Source organism: Candidatus Marimicrobium litorale, from assembly GCF_026262645.1.
GTDB lineage: Bacteria > Pseudomonadota > Gammaproteobacteria > Pseudomonadales > Halieaceae > Marimicrobium > Marimicrobium litorale.
The window spans coordinates 151,195-173,693 of record NZ_SHNO01000001.1; the positions used below are offsets into that span (position 1 = coordinate 151,195).

The window sequence follows — 22,499 nt, forward strand, 5'->3', positions numbered from 1 at the left end:
GCTTTTTACAGTATCAGCGCGACGAAGCAGGCAGTCATGCAGGTGGCGAGAAGGCCGGACCAGATTGATCTTGGCGCAAGTCGTAAAATGTCGGCAGTGCGCTCGGGACACATTGCTGTTAGTCCGCCGATCATGATTCCCAAACTGCCGAAATTGGCAAAGCCGCATAAAGCATAAGTCATAATCAAGCGACTGCGCGCACTTAAATCGCCGGGTTCCAGCGCAGCGAGATCGAGTAACGCGACTAGTTCATTAATGAAAACTTTGGTCGCCAGCAACTCCCCCGCAGTCCTTGCCTCGTGCCACGGAATACCCGTAAGCCAGGCCAGCGGCGCAAGTATTTGACCGAATACACCGACTAATGTCAGAGGTTCGCCGCTTACAGGAACCACACTGAGGGCTCGGTCAGCCAGGTAGACCAGCGCAACAAACACGATCAGCATGCCAATAATGTTGGCCAGCAGCCGCAGTCCTTCACCGGTACCCCTGACCAATGCGTCCATGCTGCCGCCGTAGGGGGACGTCAGGGATACCGACGGTGCTGGTGTAGTTCTATCGGGGGGTACCATGACTGCCGCAAGCAATATTGCAGCCGGTGCGCTGATCAGCGAGGCGACAAGGATATGACTCAGTGCAGCAGGAATAGTACTGCCGAGAATGCCTGCATACAGACCCAATACAGTGCCAGCCACGGTAGCCATGCCGCAGCTCATTAGCATGAAAAGCTCACTATTAGACATGGTGCGTAAGTGTGGCTTTATTAACAATGGCGATTCAACCATGCCGACAAAAACCGAACTGGCTCCGCCAATGCTGATGGCTCCGCTAAGCCCCAAGGATTTTTGCAGCAATCGTGCTAGCACACTGATAATGAGAGGGATGATGCGCCAATGCCATAAGAGTGCGCTCAGCGCTGCAAATACGATAACGATAGGCAGGGCGCGAAATGCCAGAACGAAACTCTGCTGTGGCTCGGTTATCTGGAATGGGCTTGGACCTCCCCCGAGAAACCCAAAGACCATGGCGGTTCCTTGCTGCGTGGCGGCTTCCAGCATGAGTACCAGCTGGTTGATCAACATCAAGGCGTTTTGCAGCGCGGGCACCTTGAGGAGCAGGGACGCTAGCAATAATTGCGCAAGCAATCCCGCTATTACCAGTCGCAGGGGAAAGCGGCGACGATTACTGCTGGTAAGCCAAGCGAGCAACACAATTAAAGGTAGGCCTAGCAGGGCCTGTGACATGGCTTATGTCTCGTCCAGAATTGAAGCCATGACGTTAGAGCAGGCACTCTCAAAAGTCTAGCGTCCTGCAGGTCGTTTCATCGGTCCGCGGTGTTCTTGATCAGTTTGATTTAGCATACGCGGAGCCAATGTTTGCGGAGCGTGCTTGTTGAGCGCAGGTTCGTAGTCCATTCTTTGGGTCTAGAATAAGATCGGAGCTTGAGCGATGCTATCGAAGTTTGACGATTATCCTGTCCACCAGACCGCTGAGCCGGTGATCCATACGGCGAGCAGCGACCGGTTTTTCTACGACCGCTATTGGTATAACGGGCACGCGCGGGATGGCAGCTTCTATTTTGGCGTAGGGATGTGCCGCTACGCCAATCTTGGCATCCTGGACTGCAGCCTGAGTCTCGCAATTGATGGTCACCAGTTCGCTTTTCATGGCTCCCGTCGCGCGCCCGACGAGCCCACGGATACCTCGGTTGGACCTTTTGACCTCCAAATCCTCGAGCCTATGGGGCGGCACCGGATAGTGATAGCACCAAACGAAACCGGTATAGAATGCGACATTGTCTTTACTCCGCGCACGGCGTGCATTGAAGAGGGTCGGCAGACCCTGCGCAACGAGCGGCATATTGTGATGGACGCAACGCGCCTGGATCAGTTCGGTTTGTGGTCTGGCTGGATTAGCTACGACGGTAAGCGTCTCGAGGTGAATGGTGAGACGACGTATGGCCTTAAGGACCGGTCCTGGGGAATACGACCCGTAGGAGATGCTTATACAGGTGGCGCACCTCTGTCAGAGTTTCAGGCGGTACATTTTTGCTGGGTTCCAATTCATTGGGAGAGCGAGTGTACACTCGCGGGATGGTTTGAGGACGAGACAGGCTACCAGTGGCATTCGGACCAGGCGCGATTGCCGCATTACGACAAGATGGGCGATATCCCCGGTACGCTCGATCCGTCGGCTCGTGTCTGGCAAGGCCGGGTTGACCATCGGATTACGATGGTCCCGGGGACGCGTCGCGCTCGTTCCGCAGTGGTGACCATGAATGACCGTTCCGGAGAAAGCATGGAGCTCCATCTGGAACCTGTTATGGTTCATCGTATGAAGGGTTTGGGTTACCAGCACCCCGAGTGGGGCCATGGAAAGTGGCATGGTGAACTGGTTATTGCCGGTGAAAGCTGGAAAGATTCAGACCTCGATCCACTTGCATTGGAGAACATCCACGTTCAGCAGATAGTCAAGGCAACGTGCGGCGACAACGTGGGATACGGTGTGTTGGAGCAGATGCATATTGGACCATCCGCAGCTTTTGGCTTCTCAGACTGGTTCGATGCAGCCTGCTAGCCGCTCTGGGCTGTTAAGTGCAGCGTAAGCGAAAACTAGCGTTCGAATGGGGTAGGAGAGAGCAAAGATGCTGTTCAAATGTTTGAAGATACTGGTCCTGGTGGCGTCCATTATGGCGCTTATAGCACTTGCTGTAATTTGGCAGGTTGGCGCATGGAATCTGATTTTTCCGTCTGCGCATCACGATACAGTTGCCCCGAAACTGCCCCCCAGCCTGGCTTCCCCGGGAATACTCTTATTTACCAAGACCAATGGTTTTCGTCATCGAGACGGTATAAGCAGTGGCGTAGCATTCCTGGAATCTACGGCTCAAGACCGGGGGTGGGGTCTCTTTCATACCGAAAACGGAGCAGTATTTAACGAAGGCGATCTGCGGCGATTTCAGGTTGTGGTCTTCCTGAATGCGTCGGGTGATATGCTGAGTGCGGAGCAGGAAGCTGCCTTTGAGGCTTGGTTGCTAGATGGCGGTGGCTGGTTGGGAGTGCACTCAGCCGGCGACAGTTCGCACGAGGGGTGGCAGTGGTACCGTGACAACTTGATAGGTGCGGACTTTACCGCTCATATCATGGGGCCTCAGTTTCAAACAGCGACGGTACTGACGGAAAATCATGGGCACCCGGTGGTGAAAGATATGCCCGATACCTGGCAGCATGAGGAGGAATGGTATTCCTGGGAGAAAAGCCCTCGGCCAGAGGGTTTTACCATTCTGGCCACTATTGATGAAGCGTCGTATCAGCCGATCGAAAAATTCATGGGCAATGAGCGGGATTTGAGTATGGGAGATCACCCCGTCGTTTGGAGTAACTGCGTTGGCAAAGGCCGCAGTGTATATCTGACTATGGGGCATCAGGCGGAAGCTTTTGAGCGTCCGAATGTGCAAAGGTTGATCGTTAATTCTGTGCTTTGGCTGAGCAATGCTGCGGGCGGTGCGTGTCTTACGCCAGACTAATAACCTCGGTTACCAGAGGTTGGATATCTCCCTTGGGCAATTGGAAGCGCCAGAATACGATGCCGTAAGGACGGCCTTCCGTGTCTAGCCAGTTGGGTCTGCCCGGATCTTTGTGCGCGATGATCATAGAAAAGCTGCCATCATCCTCCAACACGGTCTGTGCCCTGTTGAGCGATACTGTGCGCTCTTCATAGTCCAGGGTTTGCAGGAAGCGGTTAAACAACACCACGTTGGAGAAGCGACAGGTTGGAAAACGCCCTCTTATAACTAGCGCCTGGTCTGGCCCGAGGACAAAGGGAGCCATGCTGTAGACGTTATCCCTTGCAGCGTAAGTAATGGATGTGTGACTGTCATCTTTGATCGGCGGTGTGAACTGGTTGGGAATACGAGATACCCAGGAGGGGCTGTTCTTTGCGTTCATCGTGATGACGTTGCCCCTTACAAAAGTAGTTACCCGCTGAATGCCCTCGGCAATATCGCTATCGTTGGGTGACACCCGAGGCGCGGTTGTTTGCAGGCACTCAATGTCGATGGGAATATGGTGCAGTCGATCATTATTTATGCTGTTTTCTCGCTCATAGTAGTGCCTTGAGGTGATGCTGGACGCGCCCTGCGTCATGGGTAACCAGTTACCATCTTGTTCCACCGCGCTGACAATTATTTCATAGTTGCCATGCTCGTCTGCTTTGAACTCGGTATCGTTTAGCGTAGAACCTATACCGTCACCGCTCGTATCAGCGCCCAGCTCCAGAGTGAAGCTGGTATAGGTGGCTCCAGCCAGATTGCCACTGATTCGGTAGCTATGCTGGTCATTAATCACTGCAGAGAAATACCGTGCATCCGGGTTATCGCCCAACATTTTCTTATGCTGGTTGATGAAGGGAGTAAAGAACGGTCTTGATGGGTCTGCTTCCAGCCAGCATTGCAAACCATGCATCAAGACGTGCAGCAGCACACGCCGTGCTTCAGCGAAATCCTGTCGTGTGCGCAGTTTCCACTCGGGGCTGGAGAAAGCTGCTTCCAGCTCGTTAATCGCTTTTTGTAGTTCTTTCAGTGCCGCCGCCGCCTCACTATCAGGGTTATCTGCCGCGACTGCCTGCAAGCTTGGGGCCAGCAGCGAACCCACGAGGCCGCTCAATGCGGCACTTTTCAAAACATCTCGACGATCCATCGGGTTTTTCCTCACGCCAATTTCATAAAGATTTTAGTCACGCCTCGGGACGTTGGCCACCGCAAAGTATATCGGTTACTCGCTCGGTATCCATATACTCTTTCAAGCGTAAGAGTTTGCTGTCTTTGAATATAAACAAGAAATGATACTCGTTAGAGTAAGTCTCCCCCGATATATGTTCGCCTTTGCTTGTAGCCTCAACTGCGGCTTTGTGTTCGTCGACGACCAGGCCAGTGATTTCAAATTCTAATCCATTTGGAAAGACATCAAATATTCCTCCGGCGCTGTCTGCAACCTGTTCGCGACTATACGTGCCGGATATAAGTGTATTGCCCATGGTTTGCAGGCTACCCTCTTCATGGTAGCTGTTTACGATATGCTCTACGTCACCGCGATTCAATGCAGCGAAGAAGTTTTCCACGAATTGTTTATTGCTGGCACTAAAGTTGTTCATGCGTTTATTCCGTCTGTGAGAACAAGCTGTCTAGTAGTCTATCCTGCCGCGCTGTGTCTTGAGTTTTCCACGCTGGGTTTTCTTGTCCATCCTGCGTTGCTTGCTGCCGCGGGTGGGCTTTGTTGGTCTCCGACGTTTTTCTACTTTAATGGTATCGTTGATTAGCTCTGCCAGGCGCGCAAGCGCATCCGCCCTGTTTTTTTCCTGGCTCCGGTAGCGCTGTGCTTTGATCACAATCTCCCCGTCTGTATTCAGGCGCTGATCACTCAACTCCAACAGCTTGTGCTTGTATCGTTCTGGTAAGGAAGATGACTGTACGTCAAAGCGCAGGTGAATCGCCGTAGATACTTTGTTGACGTTCTGGCCGCCGGCACCCTGTGCACGAATAGCGCGAAATCGAATTTCCTCGTCGGGAATACTGATGTAATTCGAAATTTTCAGGCCCATGCCATAAACTACCGGGAAGAGAGTAATTGAGAGAATGTCTACCGGAGTATACCCCAGTAGGCGTGTAAATAACGCGTCTCAATCAAAGCCGAAGCAGGACTGCGCGGGCGAGTGTCGAGCACGGAAACCTACACTGCGTAGCCGTTGCCAATTTGCTCAATTTGCGGTTTGAATGCGCCCGGCGCCAGTAAGTTTTTAAACTCCTCGAAGGGCACCGGTTTGCTGAACAAGTATCCCTGGATTACGCTCGCGCCATGGTTTCTTAAAAAATGATACTGCTCATGTGTTTCGACGCCCTCGGCGACGAGCTTGAGTCCCATGCTTCTGGCCATGGCGATTATCGCGATGGCGAGATTGGCGTCGTTCTCACTCTTGTCTATTTCGATAACGAAACTTCGATCAATTTTAAGCTCATCCAGAGGCAGCCTGCTGAGATAGCTGAGAGAGGAGTAGCCGGTACCGAAATCGTCCATGGAGAGTTCTACCCCCATTTTCTTAAGCGTGGACAGGGCACTAATCGTGGCTGCGGTGTCATCCATCATAATACCCTCCGTGAGTTCGAGCTGAAGTCGTCTGGGATGCAGCCCTGTACTGGCCAGTACCTCCGAAACTTTATCGACAAAGGAGACGCTAAACTGCAGCGCAGAAACATTGACCGAGACCTGTGGCAGATTGATGCCCAGGGCTTGTAATTCCACCATCTGCCGGCATGCTTCTTCCAGACCCCACTGTCCAAGTTCCACGATCAGGCCTATTTCCTCTGCCAGGGGGATGAACTTGAACGGCGATACCATACCCAGCTTCGGGTGATTCCAGCGCATCAGGGCTTCGGCACCCGAGACTTCTCCGGTTAAGGTATCTACCTGAGGCTGGTAATGCAGCAATAACTCGCCGTTTTCAATGGCCCGGCGCAGTTCGTTTTCCATTTCAAGGCGATCAGCACTTGCCGCCTCCATGCTTTTTTCATAAAACAGGTATTTATTTTTGCCAGATGTTTTGCAGTGATACATTGCCTTGTCGGCAGCCTTCATGAGTTCTTCCACGGTTTCTGCATGATCAGGCGCGATGGCAATTCCGATGCTTGGGGTGACCACCAGATCATGTCCGTCGATAGTCATGGGTTGGCTCAATGTCTCAATGATGCGCAGGGCAACTATGCCCGCTGACTCAGCCCGGTCAAGTCGGTTTAGCACGACGGTGAATTCATCGCCTCCCAATCTCGAGATACTGATACGTGATTCCGAGTCCATGTAGTGTGCCAGCAGATCGCTTTCTCTGATGCAGAGAGAGAGGCGCGCGGAAACTTCGCGGAGCAACAGGTCCCCGGCGCTGTGTCCCAGTGAGTCGTTTATGCGTTTGAAATTATCCAGATCAAGGAACAGAAGAGATAGCATCTCCTCGTTCCTTTTAGCCAACTTAAGTAGCACATCCAGCTTTTCGATAAATAACCGACGATTGGGTAGGTCGGTGAGGCTGTCGTAATAGGCCATGTGACGCAGCCTGTCCTTGGTCTCAGTGACTTCTTTTACTGCCTGATTGAGTTCTTCGTTACGCTTGGATAATTGCGAGGTGCGTTCCTCGACTTTCATACTGAGCAGTTGGTGATCGACATCCATGCGTGTCTTATAGTGGTGTAGACCCCCGACCATACGGTTTAGCACCGAGACGATCTCTTTGAACTCGCCGCTGTTCTCGACACCCTCGTACTTCACCGCGTGCCCAGCGGCAATGTCGTCCGCCATACGTTTTACGACGGAAAAAGGCGCTGTGATACGGCGAGTGACATAGCGGCTGATTATGGCGCAGAGGAGGATAAAGAGCGCGGCTATCGCCAGCACTGTTGCGCCACTGGGAAGGAGCTGGCGTATCAATTGTGCACGGCTTAACCCGAGATGAACATAGCCAATGACGTGTAGGCTACCTGCGCTATCGGCGTTAATCAGTGTTTTGCTGAATTCTGCTTCGTTGACGGTGGCAGCGGTAGGATTTATGGCAGACATAATGGGTATCGTGAGATCCCAGATTTTATCGATGCCTGAAATCATCCACCATTGAGAAACGTTACCGTGGGACTGCTGATTCGTTGATAAGCCAATCTCGGCGACCGGCAGGGTGCCGCGCATCGATTCGAGGCTTGGTGGAGCGGTTTCAGCTATTGTCCCAGGGTAGAGCTCGCTCAATGTCCTGCCGCGATCATCGACCACCCTGGCGAAGCTCAGGTATGGTCGGCCTTTGACGAGCTTGGACAGTGCGAAGCGCAGTAGAGAGCGGTCCCGATAATAGACACCCAATTGCAACTGGGGCAGGCTTTGTGCTCGCTCGGCAGTGTTAGAAAGTGCAAGATTCCGGGAAAGCGAGTACTCCCGGTGTAGTGTATTGGCTGACAACAGCACAGTCGCAGCGATAGCGACTGAAAGAACGAGGGAATTAATTTTGCCTGCCACTGTCATGTCGTCTGTGCGTCCCTGCCGCCGTGGTCGGGACGGTTGTCACCGACGGAGGCTCCCGTTGACAGCGAATGCTGATCGCCGCAACAATGGTACTGCAGTTTGTCATTTACACTAACGGTTTCTGGCTGAAAAACAACCAGTTACGCGAAAAGTAGCGAGATTGGATAGGGTGGGGAGCTATCCGTCAGGCTGCCGCAAGACGGCGGTCCGACATAAAGCGGCGATCATTTGGAATCAGAATGCCATTGACGGTGAGGGGAAAGGTTACCTGTCTGCCATTGCGACGATCGGCCGGGTTTCTTTCCACCCGTAAGCGACGATTTATAGCCTGAGACTTGTTGAGGAAGGGCGTTTGGTCATCGGAGACGTAGTTTCTCGCGGCCATGATAAAAACGTAGGTAGAGCCGAGGATTGCCATGAATCCCATGGTGCCCAATATGATCAGCAGCATATCCATTATTGCTGTAGCCCCCTAATCTCTTTACCGTCGATGTGTAACAAAGCAAGCAAATATTATGCCGGTTTCGCTAACACCTCCGACCCATGGGTCGTAAATATGGCGTGCGGGCTATGGTAGCTCTGGCAAAGGGGTGTCACAAGTGAGAAGTGTATAAAATCCTGACACAAATGGGTTAGCGCGCACCCTTACCGAATACGACTACCTCAACCGTGCTAAGCGCGACCATTAGGTCTAAAAAAAGACTCTGATTTTTCACATAGTACAGATCGAACTGCAGTTTCTGGCGAGCGTCTTCTTCGGAAGCGCCGTAGGGATAACACAACTGGGCCCATCCCGTGATGCCCGGCTTCACCGCGTGGCGCGAATTGTAGTAGGGAATTTGTTCAGCCAGTTGCTGGACAAACTCGGGTCTCTCCGGGCGTGGGCCTATGAACGACATCTCACCCGAGAGCACGTTAAATATTTGAGGCAGTTCATCGATACGGGTGCGCCGAATGAAAGCCCCTACTCTAGTGATGCGGCTATCGTTTTTGGTTGCCCAGCGCGCCTTGCCATCGCCCTCGGCGTCTACGCGCATGCTGCGAAACTTTATCACTTTAAAGGCTTTGCCACCGAGGCCGATCCTTTCTTGACTAAAAAATATGGGGGATTGGAATCCATCCTCAAGCCAGATTGCAATGGTTGTTGCCAGCATGAGGGGCCAGGTGGCCCCGAGTAAGCCAAGGCTTGCAAAGATATCAAACGCGCGTTTGGTTACACTGGTTGACACATTGCTGCGCAGATCTTCTGTTAGCGTCATCCAGCCGGGGGTGGCGAAATCCACCAGGATTTTGCCCGCTTCGCGTTCAAAAAAATTGACTAAATTGAGTACTTTGACGCCTTGCAGTCGGCATTTGAAAAACTCATCAGTGGGCGCCTGATCCCGCTGATTATCGAGTGCCACGACGATTTGGTCTATTTCGATCTGTTGGGCGTACGCCGCGAGAGGCTGACGTAAGTTGATGATGCGCTCGTTGATGACCTTGGGTTCCTCGCCCTCTACTCGAACGAACCCAACAATAGTGAAGCCCTGGCGGTCGGATTTGCGGCGCATGGAACTGCTGATGGTGGAGGCCGCAGCGCCGGAGCCATAAACCAGCACGCGATTTTTAAATTGCTCGAGGTCTGTCACGTTGCTAAACGTCAGTCGCGTGACTAGATTGGTGATGAAAGCAACTAAAACAGCGTAGACCAGCACCTCTCCCCACAGTTCAGCATCGGGTAAAAAAATAAAGACGCTGTACACGATCACGCTGGCAACTACAAAGCCCCCAAGTGAGCGCAGGAGCACGCCGGCGCGGCCCTCTCGCATGCGGGGTTCGTATAGGCCCATAGCGAACAGGCAGACCGTGGTCGAAACGCTGAAGGTCAGGGCGCGGCCAGGAATCAGCGGCAGGAGAGTGTAAAAATTGGTCTGGTCTGCCTCGATCATGCAGTGAATATAAGTCCCCGCGTAGAGCGAGAGGATGAATAGCAACATATCGGCAAGGACGAGCCAATAGAAGGACGTGTGAACGTGATGGTTGAAAACCCTGACCGTTGCCATATGTGGTCCCGAATCCCTCCAGTTGCATACGGTGTCCCGAGGCTGTCCAGCTAGAGAAAGGCCGGGTGGACAAGTATGGCTTTTTTTATAGTGGTCCCGGCTCGTACTAAATTTGGCCGGGGCAACATTTAACGCCTATGCACAGTGGATTACCAGAGTTATCCACAAAAAATTCAAGTTCGGGTTTAGGCTAACACGGCGCAGTGGGACATGCTCGTTGAGGTCTCGAATGTGTGAACCGGATTCATAATATCGCCTGAATAGCGTCGCCGGGCCAGCAGAGTATGTAGACTATTCAGAAATAAAAAATATAAAAATCAATAACTTATAGATTCCGTGCCTGTAAAGGTAGGACGCCAGCGGATGGCCTGCAGTTGCTACGAGCAGGCGGTGTGCTACAGCAGGATTTGCGCAGGCTGCGGATGACTCAGAAAGTCCCGTGGGCTTGCGCTGAAGCCATAGGCGCCGGACTGGAACACTACTATCAGGTCGCCCGGGCGGGCCGGGGGCAGCTCCACTCGATTGCCCAGCAGGTCGAGAGGTGTGCAAAGCGGACCGACCACTTGCACAGTCTCCAGTTCCGGAGCGTTGACCCGGTTACCGAGACACAACGGGTAATTCTTGCGTATCACCTGTCCGAAGTTGCCTGACGCCGCAAGATGGTGATGCAATCCGCCGTTAGTGACCAGGAATATCTCTCCCCGGGAGACTTTACGGTCCACAATTTCGCAGACATAGACGCCGGCCTCGGCTGTCAGGTAACGGCCCAGTTCCATGACGATCTCGGCGCCGGGCAGTTTTTTACTGGCAGTTTCCAACAACGGAGTCAGATTTGCCGCAATCGGTGCCAAGTCGAGGCGCTGTTCCCCGGGAAAGTAAGGAATACCCAGGCCGCCACCAATATTGAGCCAACGCAACGGTGCGGGGGCATGCTCTGCCAGCCTGTAGGCCAGCTCGAAAGTCTTCGCCTGAGCTTCCATAATGGCCTCTTCACGGAGGTTCTGAGAGCCGCTGAAAATGTGGAAGCCCATGAAATCAAGTGGCAGCTTGCTCAACTCAGCCAGCATCTCCGGCACGCTTTCGGCGTCTACCCCAAACGGCTTTGGCCCGCTGCCCATTTTCATTCCTGCGGTTTTCAACTCAAAATCTGGGTTAACCCGGATAGAGACAGTTGGGCGCCTGCCGGTTGCCTGTGCCAAGGCAGCGATGCGTTGCATTTCCGTTGGGGATTCCATATTGATTATGACGCCGCTGGCAACCGCTGCTCGCAAGTCCTCATCAGATTTTCCCGGGCCTGCGAAACTAATATCGCTTGGGTCGGTGCCCGTGGCCAGGGCCACCTTCAGTTCGGCCGCAGAGGCCACGTCAAGGCCATCTGTCTCGTTCGCCAGATGTTGTACCACCTCCGGCATTGGGTTTGCCTTCATGGCGTAGTGCAGGTGAATGCTCTGAGGCAATGCTCGGCGCAGCGATTCCACCTTTTCGGTCATTACAGATCTGTCGTAGGCATAAAAGGGGGTCTGGCCTATATCGCTGGTGATTTCTGTGATTGCCTGCCCGCCAATCGTCAGGCAGTTATTCACCACCTCAAACTGATTCATGGGAGCATGGCGCGGGATTGTTTTGACGTTGCTTTCACTCATTCGGACGCTTCCTGAAATAGGTTCTGATACTCCCCGGATAATGCACGTCGGTCTATCTTGCCGTTCTGGTTGTGCGGTAGCGATTCGCGCGCAACTACTTTCGCTGGCACCATAAAGTTTGGCATTTCTGCGCGGCAGTGGTTCAGTATCGCTGCCTCAAGTTCAGGACCCAAAGCGTGCCCCGCTGCGGGAGTCACCAGCAGCAGAATCGCCTGTCCCAACGCCGGATGGACTATCCCTAAAGCGGCTGCGCCCGTCGCGAAGCCTGAGGCGAATGCCACTTCTTCAACTTCGGTGGGGCTTACCCGATACCCTGAGGTTTTGATCATCTCATCCTTGCGACTAATGAAGTACAGATAGCCTTCCTCGTCTTTTGTTACTTGGTCACCTGACCAGACCGCCATTTCCTCGGAGACTATTTCCCGGGGCCTGCCGGGACAAGGCTTGAAGCGCTCGGCGGTTTTCTCAGGATCGTTCCAGTAGCCCAGGCTCACCAGAGCGCCACGGTGAACGAGTTCCCCTGGCTCATTTGGGCTGCACTCCTCACCCAAATCATTGATGACCAGTATTTCTGCGTTGGGAATCGCCTTGCCAATGGAATCCGGGCGCTTAGCGACCTGGTCTGGTGGGAGATAGGTAGACCGGAAGGCCTCGGTCAGCCCGTACATGAGATAGACCAGCGTATTGGGGAGAGCTTCTTGCAGCATGTGCGTGGTGGCGACGGGCATTGCACCCCCTGTATTAGCGATGTAGCGCATGCTGGATCTGGCCTCCTGCGACCACTCGAGATCTTTAAGCTGGTTCCAGAGCGGCGGAACCGCAGTAAGCCCGGTTACGCCATACTTTTCTACGGCTCGGATGACATCGCGTGGCAGCAGGTAGTCCATCAGGACCGCGGATGCGGAAACGGAAAAAGCGGTGGTCAGTTGGCTGAGGCCGGCGTCGAAACTGAGGGGAAGAACGGCCAGCAACCTGTCTTGTGAATTATTGCCCAGGTAGCCTGCCACGCTATTCGCGCCCGCGACCATGTTGCGGTGAGAGAGCACGACGCCCTTGGGGTTACCGGTGCTGCCAGAGGTATAAAGTATCGCCGCTAAATCAGTGTCTATAATACGATGTGGCGACCGCCCTAGCGCATCTTGCAGGCAAAAATCATGGTATGTAAGCAGTGATTGGGTAATGCCACCCTCGTCCTCGGCTGCAGGCGCATCTACCAGCACAATAGTATGCAGGTCGGGACAGTGTCGTAAGACTGGCTGAATGGTTTTCAGTCTGGCTGCGGAAGTGACCAATACCTTAACATTGCAGTGGGGCAGAATATGGGCCAGTTGTCGCGGCTTCAGGAGGGGGTTTACCGGGACAAAACAAGCGCCTGCCGCAGCCGCACCAAACAGGGCAAATACGGTCTCGTGTTGCTTGGGCAGATACACGGCAACACGCTCACCTGAGCCAATACCGCACGCCATGAGTCCGCCAGCGAAGGCATTCACTTGTTGATGAAGCTCGTGATAGTTGAGCGACTCACCCTTGAAGATCAGGGCTGTTGCCTCTGGTGATCGCTGCGCAGCTTCGGATATGAACTCGTGTATTAATTCAGCCATCAGGGGTGTATTGGTACCGCATCTCGGTTCGCAGACATAAGCAAGTATATCGCATTTGCCTGTCTACGAATGCACTGAATCCGCTGAAAAGTGACGTCTACAGCGCCGTAAAAGCGGATCCTTGATAGAGCCCACCTGACAATATTATTATCTTGAATCGGCTTGTGGCGTATCACGGCACGAGTATTGGGGTGGGTGTGGCCTGTTAGGTACCGGGGATAGTGTGTGCTCTCTGGTCAGTGGCTTCAGGCCCGCTTATACTAGTGAGCGGTTTGATCTGGCCTGTATATGAACTTGTTCGGTACCCGTTACGCACTGGAAATTCTTACCGTTTGCACTGCCAATATTTGCCGTTCTCCCATGGCAGAGTGCATCCTGCGGGAGGAGTTGAAGATGCGTGGTCTGGGTAAAAAAGTCAGTGTGAGTTCGGCAGGCACCCATGTCTCACGTCCGGGGGTGATGGCTGACGCCCGAGCACGCAAGGTGTGCGCACGTCACGGTGTGGACTTGCGGCGTTGCCGAACGCGTCAGGTAGCGGAACAGGATTTCCACCAGTTCCGATTTATTCTCGCTATGGATGAAAGGAACTATGGCTGGTTGTGCAGGGAATTCCCGCCCGCCCAGCAACACAGCATCTCGCTCATCGGTAGCTGGGCGCAGGGGGAGGCCATCGGCGATATCCCCGACCCCTATTTTGGAAGCCTGGCAGGATTCGAGGCGGTCTATCAACAGTTACATCTTTCAATCAAGGGTTTCGCGGCGCAAATTCCCAATCTATTGGGTGTCGACAATTGATTGGGGATGCTAATGCCTTGCCCTGTAAAACTTGCGATGCACAGTCGTCTAAACGCGTTTGCATTAACGGTAGGTCGGGCTTTTTTAGTTTGATCCGTAGAAAAATGTCATGCTCGCGAGATAAGCAGCTCCCGGTCGGATTACGATCAGGGCTTGCCGGCTTGTCATGGGCACTGCTTGTTCTTATGGGTCAGGGTTGCTCCCGCGAGCCGACTGTCGATGAGCATATGGAAGTGGCGCGGGCACTGCTGGCGGAGGCCGAGGGCCAGATTGTGATGATGCGTCGCCAAACAAGAATGGAGGCTAATACCGCACTGAAGGCCGTGCTAAAAAAAGATCGAGCTAACATCGAAGCCACTACGATTCTCGGTTTGACCCTTTTCGATATGGGGCAGTATGCGGACGCCGAGAACAAATTAGACAGGGCTATCGCGCTGGGAGCTGCGCCCTCTGTCGTTACGCCCAAGCTTGCACAAGCCCTGTTGATTTTGGGTGAGTTTGAACGGCTGGATGAGCTGACGCTCAATGGACTCGCGCCAGAGGGGCGCTCAACCGTTCAAGCGGCGAAAGCTTTGTCCATGATTTATCGAGACAACATGCCCATTGCTGTCGAGTTGATGAATGCCGTTCGGCAGAACGAGGCAATATCCCCATTTGCAGCGGTTGCCGAAGCAAGGCTGGTAATAGAGACGCAGGGCTATGCTGAGGCCCGCGAACTATTGCTGGCTCAGCTCAAGCGCTTGCCGAACTATGTTCCGGCACTGAACCTATTGGGTGACGTGCAAAGCATGCTGGGGCAGCCCGCTGCTGCCATGAAAGCTTATATGAGAGTTTCAGATCTGTCTGAGAACAGTATGGCCCCTTCGCTAAATGCCTTGCTTATGCGCGTTTATAGCGGCAACTACCGCCGTGCCCTGCAAGAGACAAAGCGTGCGGAGAGTAGTGAGCGTCAGGTGGTCACGAATGACGGTTGGCGTTTCATGAGGGGCCTGCTGGAGCTGCAAGGCCAGTCTCTGGGGGAAGCACGCAAACGCCTGATGAAAGTCGAGTCGCTGATAGACTATCCACTCACTTTTTATTATCTGGCGGCCCTTGACCTGGAGGAGGGCACTCCTGAGTTTGCGTTGAGTCATATCAACCAGTATCTGCGGTTTATTCCCGGTGCTTCCACCGGTACAAAGCTGGCAGCGAAACTCGAGTTATCATTGGGGGGATACGCGCGGGCGGAATACCTGATGCATCGGTTGCTCAGCCGTTATCCCGATGATGAAGAAGCGCTGGCGCTTTATGCTCAAGCACAGTCCCGGCAGGCTCAATACCACGAAGAGATCGCGACGCTCACGCGCTTGCTGAAGCTTGACCCGGCTTCTCACGTGATCAGGGCGCGGCTGGCGTCAGCATACCTCCACCTTGGTTCTGAAAATATTGATCTTGCAGATATTCCAGAAATCTTCTACCTAAGACCAATGGAGCCCCGGGAGGAGCCTCCGGCTATAAGCAGCAAAGTCAATTCGACGGATGAGCAAGCGCAAGCCCCCGACGATGCACCGGCAAAGGGCGGCAGGCTTAACGGGGATTTCAGCTGGCGTTCTATTGTTGCCGCCCTGCCTGGCAGGATTGAGGCCACTGCTGTTCGTTATGTTGTGGCGGAGCAGGTGGGACGTACTATCCTCGAGAAAATTCTGTCCGAGGATCCAGGCTATGAGAGCGCTGATATCTTGCTGGTGCTGAACCATTTGCGTCATGACCGGATTGAGGAGGCTGTTGTTGCTGCTGAGGCTTATCGCAAGCGAAGCCCCAGCAGTGCCGTGGCTTACGACCTGCTGGGACGGGCCCTCCAGGCAAGTGGGCGGGAAGCCGCGGCCATCACTGCATTCAAAAATGCGCTGTCGCTGCGTCCCGGCTATCCCGATGCTGCTCGTGGGCTGGCTGATTTTGAGCGGTCAGCCGGCGATATCGACGCTGCGCGCGACTACTACAAGGAGATTCTCAGTCACTATCCAGAGAATAGCCGATCCGGAATGGAGCTGGCGGGGACTTACGGAGAGCAGGGTATGACCATGGCCATGCTGGAGACCCTGGAGGAAACCCGGCTTGCCAACAGACGGGCGGCGGGCCCTTATCTGTCGCAGCTCCGCTATCAACTCGCGCTGGGTGAAGTGGAAGCGGGTTCTTTGATTGTCAGTGGTATGACAGAAACGCAGCGTGTGGATCTGGATGCGCTGGCAACGATGGCGGCCTGGGAAATCACTCGGGGTCGTTATGATCAGGCTCTGGTGAATTTGTTGCGTTTAACCAATGAGCGCCCTGATGTCGCCCACTACCACTATTTGAAGGCAAAGGCCTATGCGTTGCTTGGCGATCGCAAGCGAACGCTGTCAGAACTGGCACGGACTATTGAATTGGACTCCGGTCACTTTTTCGCCACGCTCGCCACAGCACGGCTGGAGTTGGCCGAGGGAGATGCCGAGGCTTTCCGGCGGTCGCTTGAAACGTTGGAAGCAATAGCGCCCAATAATCTCGATGTAATGAAGTTGAGTGCGGTTTATGCTGACAGTCGCGGCGATTCAGCTATTGCGCAGGCCCTGCTTGAGAAGGTACTGCACAGACACGCGGTGACCGAAAACCTCGTCGCTTTGGCTGGCTATTTGATGCTAGAGGACAATTTAAAAAGTGCTGAGAGTTATTTGAGAGTATGGCTTGATGAGCGGCCTGATGATTTAGTTGCCCGGGAGAAACTCGCAGAAGTGTATATGCGTCAGAGCAGGATAGAAGATGCTATGGCGCAGTATCGAATAATCCTGAAACGCATGCCTGCGCATGTCGCAGCACTGAATAATTTAGCCTTACTCCTAACGGAGGATGATCCAGCGAATGCCATTGAGTATGCCGAGAACGCGTTGCGTTTTTCTGGTGGTGCCAGTGCTGTGCTGGACACGTTGGCCATGGCCCAGTTGAAAAATCAGCAGGTGGTCGAAGCGAAGCGCTCTATCGAGCGTGCTCTTAGTCTTTCACCGGACAACGCCAATATGCAATTTCATCAGGCGCAAATCATGCATGCGTCTGGCGATAGAGCTGGCGCGATCGATGCTCTTGAAAAGTTGCTTGCAACCACAGCGGAGTTTCCCCAGCGCCAGGAGGTTCGGGCTTATCTTGATAGCCTTGACTGAGCGCTGTTTTTTATCGCGATCACGCAGATGAGCCTGTTTCAGACCTTTAGCTCCAGCTTTTCCATCAGGTTGTAGAGGGTTGGCCGAGTAATACCTAGCGAAATTGCCGCGTCGCTGATATTTTGATCGCTATGGTTAAGCGCTCTGAGAACGGCCCTGCGTTCCGCTTCTTCTCTGACTGCTCTTAGATTTAAGGGCAGCGGTTCGTTTTCTGTTTCGCTCAATTCTAGGTCTTCAACGGTAATCTGATTGCTGTCCGCCATGATTGCTGCCCGTTTAATGCGGCTTTCTAATTCACGTACGTTGCCTGGCCAATCATGGGATTCGATAGCGTGAATAGCGTCCTGTGAGAAGCCGACCGCGGCACTTTTATACTGGGTGCCCCAGACCTTGAGGAAAGATTTTGCCAACAGAAGTACATCTCCCTCACGGTCTTTGAGTCGCGGAATTTCGAGAACGAGCTCGCTAATTCGATAAAACAGATCCTCTCGAAACAAATCTTTTGCTATCAGGGCCTCTAAATTCTGATGAGTAGCACAGACAATGCGCACATCGACAGGGATCTCTTTGCGCCCACCGATTCTCTCGACCACTCGCTCCTGCAAGAAGCGCAACAGCTTGGACTGCAGCTCCATAGGCAAGTCGCCGATTTCGTCGAGGAACAGGGTTCCCTTGTCGGCGTACTCGATTTTTCCGGGAGTTTGTTTTGCCGCCCCGGTGAACGCGCCTTTCTCGTATCCGAAGAGTTCGCTTTCCAATAAGTTTTCCGGGATCGCTGCGCAATTGATCGTGATTAGCGGTCCATCGGCTCTGCTGCTCAAGTTGTGCAATGCTTGGGCGCAGCGCTCCTTGCCAGTGCCGCTGGCGCCGAGCAAGAGCGTGGTTATGTCTGAGGGTGCGACCTTTTCGATGGTGCGGCAGACCTTGAGCATCTGTGGGCTCATGGCGATGATGCCTTTGAGTGGCATGTTTGCCTCGCTGGTTTGGAGCCTGCGATTTTCGCGTTCCAGCTGATAGACATGCTGAGCCCGGTTCACCAGTAAAGCGAGTAATTCGGCATCGACGGGCTTTTGATGGAAATCATAGGCCCCCAGGGCGATGCATTTCACCGCGTTGCCGCGGTCATCGTCTCCGGTTACGACGATAATCTTGGTCTCTGGTGTCAAGGCGAGTATTTCACTAAGAGTGGCCATACCCTCGGTGACTCCGCCTGGATCAGGCGGGAGCCCAAGGTCTAGCAATACAACACCCGGCTGTAGGCGCCTAAACAGCGCGAGTGCCTCTGCCCGGTCGCCAGAGACGGCGACCTCGAATCCATCGAAAGCCCAGCGTAGCTGGTTTTGCAGGCCCTTGTCGTCCTCGACAACCAGCAGGTGCTTCTTATCGTTTTTCACGAAAGATTTTCCTCTAGTGATGCTTTTGCAGTGGCTTCGGGAGTGCGCGCAGAACAGGGTATATTCACCTTGAACAGGGTTCCTTCGCCGGGCTTACTCGTTACCTCGATATCGCCACCCAGACTGCGCACGAAATCCCTGCTCTCAAATACGCCTATTCCCATGCCGGTCAAACCCTTGGTCGAATCGAATGGTCTGAATAGTCTTTTTCTCAGGAATTGCTCGTTCATGCCTACCCCATTGTCTTCGATTTCGATGAGCGCGGCCCCCTCCGTGCCCTTGACGCGAACTGTCACATAACCGCTGTCATCAGTAGCTTCCTGGGCATTTTGGATCAGGTGCTCGAACACCGAGTGTAGCCGCTCGCGATCACATTCCAGTGTGGCTTTATCACATTCGACCTCCAGTTTGGGGGAGGGCAATCGGTGCTCGCTGTCCTTCACAACGGCTGTAAGCAATTGTTTTACACTGAACGCGCCCGGCTTCTGCGGCATATTGCCTTCGCGTAGCTGTGCCATGAGGCTGTTCATTCGGTTAACGGTATTGCTGACCGTATCGACCATGTCGTCGATGAAGTCCGGATTCTGCTTGTGCTTCTGGGCATTTGCAACAACCAGAGATAATTGAGCGAGTATATTTTTTAGATCGTGAATAACGTAAGCAGACAATCGATTAAACGCTTCAAACTGTCGGGACTGCGCCAGCGCCTGGTCAGCCTGGTGCTGTGCCAAGTGGATGGCTGCTTGCTTGCCTGCCACCTTTAGCAGGTCCCGGTCTTCCCAGTTCAGATCTCTCGCTTGGTCCGCACGCCGCAGTAGCAGCATACCCTGCAATCTTTCGCCGAATATCAGCGGGATGACTAACCAGGCACCGGGAATCTCTGCTAACTCACGCGGCATTCGAAGGTTGCCATAGAGATCCGGTTCGAGTTTCCACTCGTCGATATCAATTATCCACTCGTTTTCCCGCAGCCAGCCCGCTATCGGACTCAGTTCCATGGCGTTCTGGGGTGCAGGCATTTGCCAGTTGGCATCGAGATCGAAGCGCCCTTCATCCCCGAGGCTCCATAAGATGCCAGCGGGGCTTTGCGCAAGATTTGCAACGGCGCGTGTGATATTTTCGGGTACATCCATATTTTCACTGGCCAGTATTCGGGTAAATTCCAGCCACTCAAGCCGGTAATCGTACTTATAGCTGAAGAAGTTCTTGCTCAGCCAGACGCGCATCCGCGCTCGGATGCGTCCCGAGAAAAGTAGTACAGCGAGTATCATTCCCGCACCGCACAGGAATACGATCTGGAACACGCCGCCCCATGTCCCCCCCAGATAGCTAATGAAGTAGGCCGCCAAAGCCATAGTAATCAGATAGATGCCTGCAGCCATAAGTGTCAGTGAGTGAAACGCGACATGGCGAGAGAGATACAGGCCGCCTGGTTCGTCATCCGAGGTAACGTAATCTGGTGATTTATCGTGTTCCCAGCGACTCAGACTAGTGGCAATAAGAATGGCAGCCATAGTGGTGGCGAACCCGCGGGCTTGCCAGACCTCCTTATCCAGCTGCTGGAACAGGAGCGCTTGAGCATACATAAAAAAGTCATAGGTAAAGAATAGCCCGAGACCGACGCAGAGGTGTTTGCACGCCCAAAGCTCATGCTCGTTGCTGTTGCGAAATAGCTGTTCCAGCAATAAGAGCCCGAGAATTGAGACGGCCAGCCAAATGCTGAAACTAGCCTTACGTGCAGCACTGGATAAAATGGGAATGTCTTCGGCCAGAGGGACGGCGCCGAACAGGAAGCAAAAGATGATCGCCGTGCAGGCGAAAAACCAGAGTACCCAGCGCGACGTGGTGAGGATATGGTCGGTGCCCTGAATTCGCTGTCCGATGAATTTAAACAGGACAAAAAGCCAGGCGGCATTGCGTGCGGCCTCCGTAAGGCGTACCAGCTCGAATTTAGGCTCGGTCAGTAACAGGGATAGTGTTACAGCGCTGGCCCAGAGTGTGGTGAGGCTGCTGGCGGCCAGCAGGGGCATGCCCATAGGTGTTGTGCGCCGTGTGATGAACGCCAGAATAACCAGCATAGCGTAGGCAAGCATGGCGGTGCCGTAGCTGTATATGCCAATGTTGCCGATTATGCTGGCCTGAGGCTCTAGATCTAAACTTAACAATTCGAGTACCACGTCACGTTAGGCGATAGCGATGCCTTTGCAGAAACATTATACTTCTGCTCCGGTAGTGTAAATGCTACCAATAAATAAGTGGGACGCGGTGCTCACAATAATAAGGTGAATAACAGTTTTGCGCTCGAGAGCCTGGCGCTGTTGGAAATGTGGCCTCGATCGAGCGGGCTCTATAGCTATGCGCGTGCTGTGTGGAACGCATACAGGGTGTGTTCATGAGGTTACCTGCGATGGGGTGTTGGCTCGGGTTTTCATGTTCTGGGATGAAGTGAATGACTAAGCAAGATTTGGATACTGTGGCGATCGTGGGTTTGGGCTATGTTGGCTTGCCACTCGCGGTCGCATTTGGACGCGTTCGTCCTACGATCGGTCTGGACCTGAATGAAGATAAACTCACTCACTATCGGGCTGGAAATGATCCAAGTGGTGAGGTGGGATCACCCCAGTTAGCGGAGGCTGTTCACCTCGATTTCACCAGTGATGCTGCCAGGCTGGCGGACGCCTCAATCATTGTCGTGGTCGTGCCGACTCCTATCGATACGGCAAGACGCCCGGACCTTTCGCCGTTAGAGGGCGCCTGTCGTGCGGTCGGTGCTCATATGCGCCCCGGTGCTACAGTAATTTTTGAGTCAACCGTGTATCCCGGCTGTACGGAGGAAATCTGTGTTCCGCTGCTTGAAAGTGTCTCGGGCATGACTTGGTCAGGGCGTGATGGTGGACAGCGCGATGGGTTTCATGTGGGGTACTCACCTGAGCGCATTAACCCTGGCGACAAAGAGCATCGCCTGGAAACTATCACCAAGGTGGTATCGGGGGATACCGCTGAGACGCTTGAAAAAATCGCCTTACTGTACGGCGGAATTATTCATGCGGGGGTGCACCGAGCGGCCAGTATCAAGGTGGCCGAGGCGGCAAAAGTGATAGAGAACACGCAGCGTGATCTGAATATTGCGCTCATGAATGAACTCGCTCTGATATTCGATCGTCTCGGTATCGATACGCTTGATGTTCTCGAGGCCGCAGGCACCAAGTGGAATTTTTTACCCTTCAGGCCTGGCCTTGTCGGCGGGCACTGCATTGGTGTCGATCCTTATTACCTTACATACCGCGCCGAGGCGGCGGGCTACCATCCGGAGGTGATACTTGCGGGTAGGCAGACTAATGACAACATGGGCAAGTCCATTGCGGAGCAAACAGTTAAACACCTGTCGCGTTCTGGCCATAACATCAGCTCAGCCAGAATCGCATTACTGGGTCTTACCTTTAAAGAGAATTGTCCTGACCTGCGCAACTCCCGAGTGGTGGACATTCTAACGGAGTTGGATGAATACGGTTGCCAGATCCTTGTTCATGATCCGTTAGCCGACCCGGTGGATGCAAAGCAAGAGTACGGTGTAGAGCTGCACAGTCTCGATGAAATGAAAGACTGCCAAGCCGTCATTTTAGCGGTGCCACATGCTCAATATCTGGCGCTGGCGCCTGAAGATCTCGGTGCCATGATGAGTGAAGATGCAATCCTGATTGATATAAAATCTGTTATGGACAGAGAGGGCCTTGCCGCGCAGAACCTTTCCGTCTGGCGTCTATAGGTTGGCGCGAAGCACTCCACTGCGGCGCAACCGGGTGTGG

General features: G+C 53.7%; 16 protein-coding genes. 5 read left to right on the top strand and 11 right to left on the bottom strand.

Annotation, left to right across the window (positions count from 1 at the left end):
• Window positions 1–5 precede the first annotated feature (5 nt).
• Entirely contained in the window at window positions 6–1,241 is a 1,236-nt protein-coding gene (locus tag EYC82_RS00745) for a NupC/NupG family nucleoside CNT transporter (protein ID WP_279247637.1), read from the bottom strand.
• A gap of 205 nt (window positions 1,242–1,446) precedes the next feature.
• On the opposite strand from EYC82_RS00745, the gene EYC82_RS00750 reads away from it, so the two are divergent.
• Both EYC82_RS00750 and EYC82_RS00755 read left to right on the top strand, forming a co-directional pair.
• Window positions 1,447–2,574 (top strand): Rv3169 family protein, encoded by a 1,128-nt coding sequence (locus EYC82_RS00750; protein ID WP_279247638.1) that lies wholly within the window; start codon window positions 1,447–1,449, stop codon window positions 2,572–2,574.
• A 67-nt stretch (window positions 2,575–2,641) separates the two neighbouring features.
• Window positions 2,642–3,523, top strand: coding sequence for a ThuA domain-containing protein (locus tag EYC82_RS00755; protein ID WP_279247639.1), 882 nt, complete (start codon window positions 2,642–2,644; stop codon window positions 3,521–3,523).
• Here EYC82_RS00755 and EYC82_RS00760 read toward each other — a convergent pair.
• From EYC82_RS00760 to EYC82_RS00795, 8 genes are all read right to left on the bottom strand, one after another.
• Window positions 3,510–4,694: a DUF1214 domain-containing protein gene (locus EYC82_RS00760; protein WP_279247640.1), complete on the bottom strand. Its 1,185-nt coding sequence runs from the start codon at window positions 4,692–4,694 to the stop codon at window positions 3,510–3,512. The two genes, EYC82_RS00755 and EYC82_RS00760, sit on opposite strands and share 14 nt — an antisense overlap.
• A gap of 37 nt (window positions 4,695–4,731) precedes the next feature.
• A complete protein-coding gene (locus tag EYC82_RS00765) occupies window positions 4,732–5,148 on the bottom strand; it encodes a nuclear transport factor 2 family protein (protein WP_279247641.1) in 417 nt (138 codons plus the stop codon).
• Between the two features lie 30 nt (window positions 5,149–5,178).
• Window positions 5,179–5,595, bottom strand: coding sequence for an alternative ribosome rescue aminoacyl-tRNA hydrolase ArfB (gene arfB / locus EYC82_RS00770; RefSeq protein ID WP_279247642.1), 417 nt, complete (start codon window positions 5,593–5,595; stop codon window positions 5,179–5,181).
• 128 nt (window positions 5,596–5,723) lie between these two features.
• A complete protein-coding gene (locus tag EYC82_RS00775) occupies window positions 5,724–8,045 on the bottom strand; it encodes an EAL domain-containing protein (protein WP_279247643.1) in 2,322 nt (773 codons plus the stop codon).
• Window positions 8,046–8,229: 184 nt separating this feature from the next.
• Window positions 8,230–8,496: a hypothetical protein gene (locus EYC82_RS00780; RefSeq protein WP_279247644.1), complete on the bottom strand. Its 267-nt coding sequence runs from the start codon at window positions 8,494–8,496 to the stop codon at window positions 8,230–8,232.
• A gap of 181 nt (window positions 8,497–8,677) precedes the next feature.
• Window positions 8,678–10,090, bottom strand: coding sequence for a TIGR03013 family XrtA/PEP-CTERM system glycosyltransferase (locus EYC82_RS00785; RefSeq protein ID WP_279247645.1), 1,413 nt, complete (start codon window positions 10,088–10,090; stop codon window positions 8,678–8,680).
• A gap of 395 nt (window positions 10,091–10,485) precedes the next feature.
• Window positions 10,486–11,733: a pyridoxal-dependent decarboxylase, exosortase A system-associated gene (locus EYC82_RS00790; RefSeq protein ID WP_279247646.1), complete on the bottom strand. Its 1,248-nt coding sequence runs from the start codon at window positions 11,731–11,733 to the stop codon at window positions 10,486–10,488.
• Window positions 11,730–13,334: an acyl-CoA ligase (AMP-forming), exosortase A system-associated gene (locus EYC82_RS00795; protein ID WP_279247647.1), complete on the bottom strand. Its 1,605-nt coding sequence runs from the start codon at window positions 13,332–13,334 to the stop codon at window positions 11,730–11,732. Before EYC82_RS00795 ends, EYC82_RS00790 begins: the two co-directional genes overlap by 4 nt.
• A gap of 288 nt (window positions 13,335–13,622) precedes the next feature.
• Between EYC82_RS00795 and EYC82_RS00800 the strand changes: the two genes are divergently transcribed.
• Window positions 13,623–14,129, top strand: coding sequence for a low molecular weight protein-tyrosine-phosphatase (locus tag EYC82_RS00800; protein ID WP_279247648.1), 507 nt, complete (start codon window positions 13,623–13,625; stop codon window positions 14,127–14,129).
• A gap of 161 nt (window positions 14,130–14,290) precedes the next feature.
• Complete coding sequence (locus EYC82_RS00805; RefSeq protein ID WP_279247649.1) at window positions 14,291–17,299, top strand: tetratricopeptide repeat protein; 3,009 nt, start codon at window positions 14,291–14,293, stop codon at window positions 17,297–17,299.
• A gap of 38 nt (window positions 17,300–17,337) precedes the next feature.
• On the opposite strand, the gene prsR is transcribed toward EYC82_RS00805, so the two are convergent.
• Entirely contained in the window at window positions 17,338–18,693 is a 1,356-nt protein-coding gene (gene prsR / locus EYC82_RS00810; RefSeq protein WP_279247650.1) for a PEP-CTERM-box response regulator transcription factor, read from the bottom strand.
• A complete protein-coding gene (gene prsK / locus EYC82_RS00815; RefSeq protein ID WP_279247651.1) occupies window positions 18,690–20,858 on the bottom strand; it encodes an XrtA/PEP-CTERM system histidine kinase PrsK in 2,169 nt (722 codons plus the stop codon). The genes prsR and prsK overlap by 4 nt, the downstream gene beginning before the upstream one ends.
• Window positions 20,859–21,142: 284 nt before the next feature.
• Here prsK and EYC82_RS00820 point away from each other — a divergent pair, with 284 nt between their 5' ends.
• Entirely contained in the window at window positions 21,143–22,459 is a 1,317-nt protein-coding gene (locus tag EYC82_RS00820) for a nucleotide sugar dehydrogenase (protein ID WP_279247652.1), read from the top strand.
• Window positions 22,460–22,499 lie beyond the last annotated feature (40 nt).